Consider the following 353-nt stretch of genomic DNA (forward strand, 5'->3'; position numbering starts at 1 on the left):
CATAACCCTCAATCTCTTTACTCCTGCGCTCCCTTAATTGGGACTGCAAAGATACAAACTCTTTTTAAACTCACAACTCTTTTTGATAAAAAAATTAAAGTTTTTCGTCTGCCTCTTTTTGAAGTTTTATAATGTTTCTGCTTATCTAAAAGCTCTTCTGCGCTTACTGAACATCTTTCGTTTTTCAGTGGGGCAAAGATAGAAACTTCTACCATACCCCGCAACTTTATTTAACATAAAATTTACCGTTTCGTAATATTTAAGCCTAATCAACTGACTCGCAGTAGGGAAAATTTTAAACATTTGTTTGGGGTGTGGCGATTGGGGCTGGAGAGTGGTAGAGTTTGAGGGAG

General features: G+C 37.1%; 1 protein-coding gene. It reads right to left on the reverse strand.

Annotation, left to right across the window (positions count from 1 at the left end; genetic code table 11):
* Positions 1–141: 141 nt before the first annotated feature.
* On the reverse strand, positions 142–353 hold a 212-nt coding region (locus GFU89_RS23260), incomplete at its 5' end, for a hypothetical protein (protein ID WP_318849387.1).

The sequence above is a fragment of the Chryseobacterium sp. JV558 genome (assembly GCF_033712365.1).
Taxonomy (GTDB): domain Bacteria; phylum Bacteroidota; class Bacteroidia; order Flavobacteriales; family Weeksellaceae; genus Chryseobacterium.